Source organism: Campylobacter sp. DY7, assembly GCF_057802535.1.
In genome coordinates, this window is the sequence record NZ_JBYJAU010000018.1 from 19823 (window position 1) to 27571 (window position 7749).

Here is a 7749-nt window from a genome sequence, read left to right on the forward strand (position 1 = left end):
GGTATGAAAAAAACACGCTCAATTTTATCTAATTCTTTTAAAAATTTTGTTGTTACAACTTTTTTGTTAGTTGAAATTGCGGGAGCAGTTTTTGGGACTTTTAGATATTTTAGCGAAGTTAAAAGGATTGAAGAACATCATAGAGTGCATAATATAAGCAATGAAAGCCTTCAAATTAGATTACAACAAAACAAAGACCAAACCTTATTTCAATTTTTTGTATTCACTATAACCGTTTTTGTAGCAGCCTTAGCAAGTAATAGAATATATCAAAGAAGACTAAGAAAAGTAAAAAAAGATTTTGATAATTTCGCTGAGCTTTTGGCAAATTCTGTTAAAAAACATAAACCATTAAACCTATCAAAAGACTTAACATATAGCGAATTTCAAAAAATCGCTGATTCTTTAAATGAAGTTTTAAACGATATATATTATCAAGAAAATTATAATTCTTTAACCAAATTACCAAAAAAACAAAAATTCTTATTAGATATTTTAGAACTTTACGAAAAATCAGATTGCCCAATAATAGTAAGCTATATTTATCTAAAAGACTATCAAAACCTATTAAAAAGTAGAAGTTTTAATCTAGCTGATAAGATTATTTTAGAATTAGCAAATAGATTTTCTAGCTTTTCAACCACATTAACGGATTCAAAAATTGCAAAAATTAGCGGTAATGGAGACTTTTTATTAGCATTCCCTTGTGCGAATGAGGTTCAAAAATGCTTTGATACTATGGCTGTTAAACTACACGAATGCTTTAGCGAAAGCATTAATTTTGGAAGCGATGGGATATATGAGCAAAGCGTAGGGATTGGCTTTAGCATACTAACAAGCGATAATTATAGTCAAATAATAAATGATACTTATAAAGCTGCACTACTTTCAAGCGTTCAAAAGGATAAATTATATTGCAATTATTCAGAAGAAGTAAAAGCTCAAATTGATAGTGAAGCTAAATTAGAAAACGATTTAAAAAGAGCTTTAGAAAAAGGCGAGCTTGATGTATTTTATCAAGCAAAAATCGGAGCTAATGACAATCTAGTAAAAGGTGCAGAAGCTTTAATTCGCTGGAAGAGAAATGATAAATTTGAAAATACAGAAAAATTCATAAGAATTGCAGAAAAAACCGACCTAATTATAAAGCTTGAAAAATTTGTAATCGCAAGAGTATTTCAAGATTTAAAATATCTACAAACTATCGGAATAAATATTCCTATTAGCATAAACATTTCAGCAAAACATCTTCATCATAAAGATATGATAAATTATCTAGTAGCAAATATGAAAAAATACAACATTTGCCCTAGCCTAATAGATATAGAAATTACTGAAAGATATAGATTAAGAGAAAATAGCGAAACAATATTAGAAAAATTAAAAGCGATAGGATTTTTAATAAGTATTGATGATTTTGGTAAAGATTATAGTTCTTTATCTTATATTAATAATCTTCCTATTGATACTATTAAAATTGATAAAAGTTTTATAGATGGATTAAATACTAAAGATTGTGATTTGATAAATGAAAACTCAAAAGCAATCATAATAGGGATTATAAAAATCGCAAAAACTATGAATAAAAGAGTTGTAGCTGAAGGCGTTGAAACAATTGAGCAAGTAAATTGTCTAAAAGAATTAGGCTGCGATGAATTACAAGGATTTTATTATCATAAAGGTGCAACACCTATGAATGAGTTTTTACAAATATATAAAAACAGATTTTAATGAAATTACATATAGATTTTGATAGCTATTTTGTAAATGCCGAAAGACTTATAAACGAAGAATTACGCAATGTTCCTTGCGTAATTTATGCAGGAAGTAATGAAGATTTTTTCACACAAGATGCAAAATATGTAGAAAACAAAATCGCTTTTATGACTTCAATAGAAGTTAATAAAACCCCCATAAAAAATATTGATTACAAGCATTTTACAGCCATTGCAGTATCTTATGAAGCTAAAAAATACGGAATAAAAGTAGGAGATAAATTAAATATCGCTTATCAAAAATGCCCTAATTTAAAAATCGCAAGAAGCAATATAAGGCATTATAAAGAACTAAGCTTTAAGGTAAAGACTTTTTTAGAAAGCAAAATCCCTGTAATTGAGCAATTTAGCATTGATGAGTTTTTTGGAGATTTAGAAGGCTTTAAAAAAGATACCGAAGCACTAGATTATGCAAAATATTTGCAAAAAGAACTCTTAGAAAAATTTGGCTTACCAGCTAGTATAGGGATAAATCATAGCAAATGGGGTGCAAAATTTTTAACAGATTTAGCAAAACCATTCGGCATTAGAATGGAATACGATATGCAGAACGCAATTAAAGGCGTTGATATAAAAGACTTTGCTGGAATTGGTAAAGAAATTCAAAAATATCTAAGAGCTTATGGTGTAAATACTTTAGATGAATTATTGCAAAAAGAATATTTATTAGATAAATACGGCAAACACGGCAAAAAAATCATCGCTAGAATTAAAGGCATTGATAATGAAAAAGTAGAAGAGATAAAAGATATCAAAAGCCACGCAATATCAAAAAGTTTTAAACCTATAAGTGATTATGAAGAGCTAAGGCGTAGGATAAAAATCCTTGCTAGATATTTAAGCGTTTGGATAAGCAAAAACGGCTTTCATCCTAGAAAAATTGATGTAAGCATAAAATACGGAGCTAATTACGAGCATACAAGCCTAAACCTCATCCAACCTTTTAGCGAAAAAAACCTACTAGAAAACTCATTAAAAGGCTTTGAAATACTAATGAAAAACGCTAAAAACAATAATGTTTATTATCTTGGAATAAGTGCAAATAATCTTGATAAAACTTATTGCGAAGATATTTTCAACACTAATGAAAAAAGCAAAAAACTAAACGAAACCTTATCAAAAATAAGAGATAAATTCGGAATAAACTGCATAAAATACGGAGATTAAATTCCTATTTCAAATTCCATGAAAATTTATAAGAATTACGAAATAGGAATTAAGATTTTTGTAATCTAGCCGATTTAAAGCAATAAACATTAAGGATTATTTATGATACACGATATAAGTGCTAGTAAAAATATGCCGGTAGCTTGGAAAATTGATGTTAAAAAGCACGAGTTAAATGAGGTTGAGCTAAAAGATTTAAATTATCATATAGAAAAAAATAATTTTGAGATTAAAACAAATAAAGAACAAGATTATAATGTATTTTTTGGATTTGATAAAGATAATATCGGTGTAAAAATAAATGAAAAAAATCTAAATAGATTAAAAGAATTTTTTGATAGCGATAATTTCATTGAAAACGACAAAGGCACTATCTTAGATAAAGATGCAGCTAGCTTTGTAGCTGGGTGGTTTAGTGATATTGCATATAGAAGAAATCTTCTAGCAGCTGATATGAATAATGATGGAGAATTAAGGGGCAAGGAATTTAAATATACATTTACGGTATTTAGTGAAGCTTCCGAAATAGTAATAAACGAAAAAACACTTGAAGAAGAACTAATTTCATATGCTATAGTAGACACATATTTACCTAGTATGGTAGCTTTGCCAGAAGGTGAGAGTATGGATATTAGCAAGGCTTTAGATATAAGCTTAAATGATGATAAAAACCTCGATGGGGTGATAACATTTGGCGAATATTTAGGGGCTAATGGTAAAGATAAAATCCATAAATATATAGCTGATTGTAAAACAAGTGAAAATGAAATTGGTAATCCTATAGATACATTTAAAGTAATTTTTAAAAATAGTGATAAATTAAAAGAAAAAGAATTAGAAGAATTAAAAAAGTTAGCAGCCTTAGCAAAACTAAAAAATCAAGGCTTAGAAAGTCTTACAAATGATGAAAAGAAACTCTTAAAAGATTTTGCTATTAGTCTTAATATAAGCGAAGATAAATTAAAGGATTTAATTAATAACGATAAGCTAGGAGATTTTATATCTTATACAAAAGACTTTATAAATGAACTTAGCGAAACAAAATTGCTTGATATAAAAGCCTAATTCAAATTCCTTTAAAAATTATAAGAATTTGAATTAGGAATTAGCTTAATTAAATTTTCTAAAAATACTTGCTAATATTCCGCCAGAAATATTATGCCAAACACTAAATAAAGCCGCTACAACAGCAGCTAATGGATAAGTAGCAAAATGAGTAGCTGCTAAGGTTGCTGCTAATCCTGAGTTTTGCATACCTACTTCAATAGCTAAGGTTTTTTGTTTTGCTAATTGTAGTTTAAAAATTCTTGCAACCAAAAAACCTAAAGCGTATCCTAATAAATTATGTAAAATCACTACCATAAAAATTATTCCGATATTTGCTAAAATCTTACTAGCACTAGCACTTACAACACTCATAACAATTACAACGATACCTATGGTTGAAATTAATGGCAAAATACCTTGTAAGCTATTTGTTAATTTAGGTAAAAACTTATGCGTTAAAACCCCTATTACAATAGGAATAATAATGACTTGAATAATGCTTAAAAACATTCCTAAAGTATCTATATCAATACTTTTTCCAACTAATAAATAAGTAATAAAAGGAGTAAGCAATGGAGCTAAAAGCGTGGTGCAGCTTGTAATGCTAACAGATAAAGCCACATCAGCTTTACTAAGATAACTAATAACATTAGAGCTAGTTCCACCAGGACATGCACCTACTAATGCAACACCTATTGCTAAAGCAATATCAAGTTTAAACAAAACAATAAGAACAAATGCAATAAATGGCATAATTAAAAATTGTGCAAAAATTCCTAAAATAACATCTTTAGGTCTTAAGAACAATTCCTTAAAATCACTTGCTCTAACGCTAAGACCCATACCAAACATAATAATTCCTAGAATATAATTAATATAACTAGTTTTTAAAACCGCACTCATACTAGGAAAATATAATGCTGCTATGGTGCAAACTACTACAAGTATTGCTAAATTTTTGGCAATAAATTCACTAAAATTTTTCATAAATCTCCTTTTTATAATTTTAAACTCTAATATCTATTAGATTTTGTTCGTTTAATTCTTTTATGAAATCTTGCGTAAAATTAATAAAATCATCAAATCTAGCACCCAAGCTATCAAAAGTATTTTTGTTAATTTTTAAAATTTCTTCTAATTTTTCATCTTTAAATACTTTATCTAAATTTAAAGTTTCTAATATTTCTAAATCTTCTTTGCTAAGAGTTGTAAAATCTTTTGTTTTAAGCTTTTCTACAACTTCATTTAGCTTCATATTTGCTAATTCTTTTTTGTTAATTAATTTATCAATTCTAAGATTACTATATGCACTACGAACTTCAATTTTAATACCACTTAATATATTTGCAATATTACCAGCACCTGCACCACTAAAACTAGCCGAACCTGAGCTATAAACATCTTTTATAGCAATGCCTTTCTCATCAGCACCCCAAATCTCTCTCATAGTAAGTTCGCCATTCATATCAACATCTTCTAAAATATCTTGATTTAATGCCTTTGAAATGCTTGTTTTATAATTTCTATCAAATTGAGAAAAAATATTTCTCATATAAATTTTATCAACACTAGTAATCTCCATTCCTTCTTCGGTTCTTAAAGACTTGTAAGCTACTATATTAAAAATATTTTTACTCTCTGCACTATTTATCTCACCATCTTTATTTGTATCTGCTAATGCGTAATTTCTTCTATAAGCTATATCAGCATACCAACCACTAACATAAGCTGCGGTAGCTCCATTTAAAATAATGCCATTATCATAATCTTCAAAATCACTTTCTTCAAAAAAATTTTTTAACTTTTCAATAACTTTATCACTAAGTTTTACCCCTACATTTTCATCATCAAATTGAAAATATATATTATAATCTCTCTCTTTATTTGTAATATTTATAAAATCATTTGTATCAATTGCAGTTTTTAAAGCTGAAATTTCATTTTCATTCATAATTTTTTTATTAATATTACTAGCTTTAAATACCACCTCATTAGCAGTATTGCATAAATCCACTCTCATAAATTTCCTTAATGTTTATAAATATATAATCATTTTAATAATTTTTATTAAATTTTTTATAAAATATCCGATATATCTTTAAATAAAGGAGATTTTATGAGAATTAGTGGCTTTGATGTGGATATTTCAAAAGTTTATGATAAAAGTTACCATAAAACAAACTTAAATAATTTTCAAAATCTTAGTAAAGAACAAATTAATACCATAAAAGATGATATAACAAATCACAATTATTCTTTAAAAACAAGCGATAAAGATAATATAAATATAGTTTTTAACCTTGATAACAATACTCATGGGCTAAGTCTAAGCAAAACAACAATAGAGCAATTAATGGCTCATTTTAATAAAGATAATTTCATTATTAGTGATGATAAAATTATCTTGAACAAAGATGCTGCTAATTTTGTATCAAGCTGGTTTAAAGAAATCGCCTATGATTTAGGACTTGCTGATGCTGATAGCAATCAAGATGGCAGAATAAATAATGATGAACTAAGCAAAGCAAGGCTTGAGGTTGGTATTTATGGCGAGTTTGATGGATATCTTTATGTAGTAAATAAATTAAGCGATGAAAGATTTATAAACACCAAAAATTACGATGCAATAAGGCTAGAAATTGGCACAAGTATTAGCGAATATTTAGATTATGTAATATCTAGTGATAGAGATTTTAATGGCGAGCTTAGTTTCGCTGAGCTTAATTTTACTAATGCTAATGAAGAACAAGAGTATAAAAGTGAGCTTAAAGAAAAATACGCAGATATTAAACGCTACAAAAGTGATTTTAAAAGAGCATTTGAGCATCACACCAAAGAAGGACAAAGCGCCGAAGAGATTAAAAACAAACAAAAAGAAAAAGAATTAGAACAAGCCGAGCTTTTAGCAAAACTTATGCAAATAACTTTAAAAATCAAAAAATTAGGTGCAAGCTCTCTTACGAATGATGAAAATAAAGTCTTAGAAAAATTAGGCAAAAACGCAAATGCAATAGAAACTTCTGTAACACTAGAGCTTAGCTCAAGCTTAGTAAAAGACATTGTAAGTAACAAGCACTTAGATATAAAAATCTAATTCAAATCTTAAAGAATTTGAATTAGGAATTACAAAACTTACTTATTTAATAATTTTTGTAATTGTTCGTATTTTTTGCAACCTATATTAGAATTAGCATCACAAGCTTTTTTGTAATAACTCAAGGCTTTTTGTGGATTTGCTTCTAAGCCGTAATCTTTAGCATCTTTTAAGAACATTCCATCGCCTGCTAAAACGCAAAATTTTTCATGAGATGATACACCTTGTGCTATTACAGCAGGTAATTCGCATAATTTACTTATAGCTTTTTGAACATCAACATAAGCTTCTTTAGTATCAATTGCTTGTGTTTGTATTAATTTTACATTTGCAGTAGCTGTCATTAAACAAGCACTAAAATTATCTTTAGCACATAAATCTTTTGAATATTGATAACAAGCTTTTAAATCTTCTTTGCAAAAGTTCGCAAGCTCAGCAGCGCAAGTTGATTGGTCTTGACTTTTGCAAGCTTTATCAATACTATCAACAGCAAATAAGCCTGAAATTAAAGCTAAACTTAATAATATCTTTTTCATAAACTCTCCTTAAAATAAATATTTAAATTATATATCTTTTTATCAATTTTTTCTCAAATTAACCGATATAAGTTAAATAAAGGAGAATAAAAATGGATTTAAGTATTTGCGATATGGGAGGGTTCTTAAA

Annotated in this window: 7 protein-coding genes; 4 read left to right on the top strand and 3 right to left on the bottom strand. The window is 27.6% G+C overall.

Annotation, left to right across the window (positions count from 1 at the left end; translation table 11 throughout):
• Positions 1-3: 3 nt before the first annotated feature.
• The 3 genes from AC1B00_RS08730 to AC1B00_RS08740 all read left to right on the top strand — a co-directional run bounded on the left by AC1B00_RS08730 (position 4) and on the right by AC1B00_RS08740 (position 4007).
• The gene (locus AC1B00_RS08730) at positions 4-1731 is read left to right on the top strand and encodes an EAL domain-containing protein (RefSeq protein ID WP_488849310.1); all 1728 of its coding nucleotides are present in this window, start codon (positions 4-6) and stop codon (positions 1729-1731) included.
• Positions 1731-2942: a Y-family DNA polymerase gene (locus tag AC1B00_RS08735; RefSeq protein WP_488849311.1), complete on the top strand. Its 1212-nt coding sequence runs from the start codon at positions 1731-1733 to the stop codon at positions 2940-2942. Before AC1B00_RS08730 ends, AC1B00_RS08735 begins: the two co-directional genes overlap by 1 nt.
• A 102-nt stretch (positions 2943-3044) precedes the next feature.
• Positions 3045-4007 (top strand): hypothetical protein, encoded by a 963-nt coding sequence (locus tag AC1B00_RS08740; protein ID WP_488849312.1) that lies wholly within the window; start codon positions 3045-3047, stop codon positions 4005-4007.
• 45 nt (positions 4008-4052) lie between these two features.
• On the opposite strand, the gene AC1B00_RS08745 is transcribed toward AC1B00_RS08740, so the two are convergent.
• Complete coding sequence (locus AC1B00_RS08745; RefSeq protein WP_488849313.1) at positions 4053-4976, bottom strand: bile acid:sodium symporter family protein; 924 nt, start codon at positions 4974-4976, stop codon at positions 4053-4055.
• Positions 4977-4995: 19 nt separating this feature from the next.
• Positions 4996-6009, bottom strand: a complete 1014-nt coding sequence (locus AC1B00_RS08750; protein ID WP_488849315.1) for a hypothetical protein — start codon at positions 6007-6009, stop codon at positions 4996-4998.
• Positions 6010-6105: 96 nt separating this feature from the next.
• On the opposite strand from AC1B00_RS08750, the gene AC1B00_RS08755 reads away from it, so the two are divergent.
• Entirely contained in the window at positions 6106-7083 is a 978-nt protein-coding gene (locus AC1B00_RS08755) for a hypothetical protein (protein WP_488849316.1), read from the top strand.
• Between the two features lie 38 nt (positions 7084-7121).
• Here the strand turns inward: AC1B00_RS08755 and AC1B00_RS08760 are convergent, their stop codons facing one another.
• Positions 7122-7619 (bottom strand): hypothetical protein, encoded by a 498-nt coding sequence (locus tag AC1B00_RS08760; RefSeq protein WP_488849317.1) that lies wholly within the window; start codon positions 7617-7619, stop codon positions 7122-7124.
• Positions 7620-7749: the final 130 nt, after the last annotated feature.

What these genes read in the sequence shown, in the direction of transcription:
- AC1B00_RS08730 (WP_488849310.1), top strand. Translation starts at nt 4, where the DNA reads ATGAAAAAAACACGCTCAATTTTATCTAATTCTTTTAAAAATTTTGTT.
- AC1B00_RS08735 (WP_488849311.1), top strand. Translation starts at nt 1,731, where the DNA reads ATGAAATTACATATAGATTTTGATAGCTATTTTGTAAATGCCGAAAGA.
- AC1B00_RS08740 (WP_488849312.1), top strand. Translation starts at nt 3,045, where the DNA reads ATGATACACGATATAAGTGCTAGTAAAAATATGCCGGTAGCTTGGAAA.
- AC1B00_RS08745 (WP_488849313.1), bottom strand. Translation starts at nt 4,976, where the DNA reads ATGAAAAATTTTAGTGAATTTATTGCCAAAAATTTAGCAATACTTGTA.
- AC1B00_RS08750 (WP_488849315.1), bottom strand. Translation starts at nt 6,009, where the DNA reads ATGAGAGTGGATTTATGCAATACTGCTAATGAGGTGGTATTTAAAGCT.
- AC1B00_RS08755 (WP_488849316.1), top strand. Translation starts at nt 6,106, where the DNA reads ATGAGAATTAGTGGCTTTGATGTGGATATTTCAAAAGTTTATGATAAA.
- AC1B00_RS08760 (WP_488849317.1), bottom strand. Translation starts at nt 7,619, where the DNA reads ATGAAAAAGATATTATTAAGTTTAGCTTTAATTTCAGGCTTATTTGCT.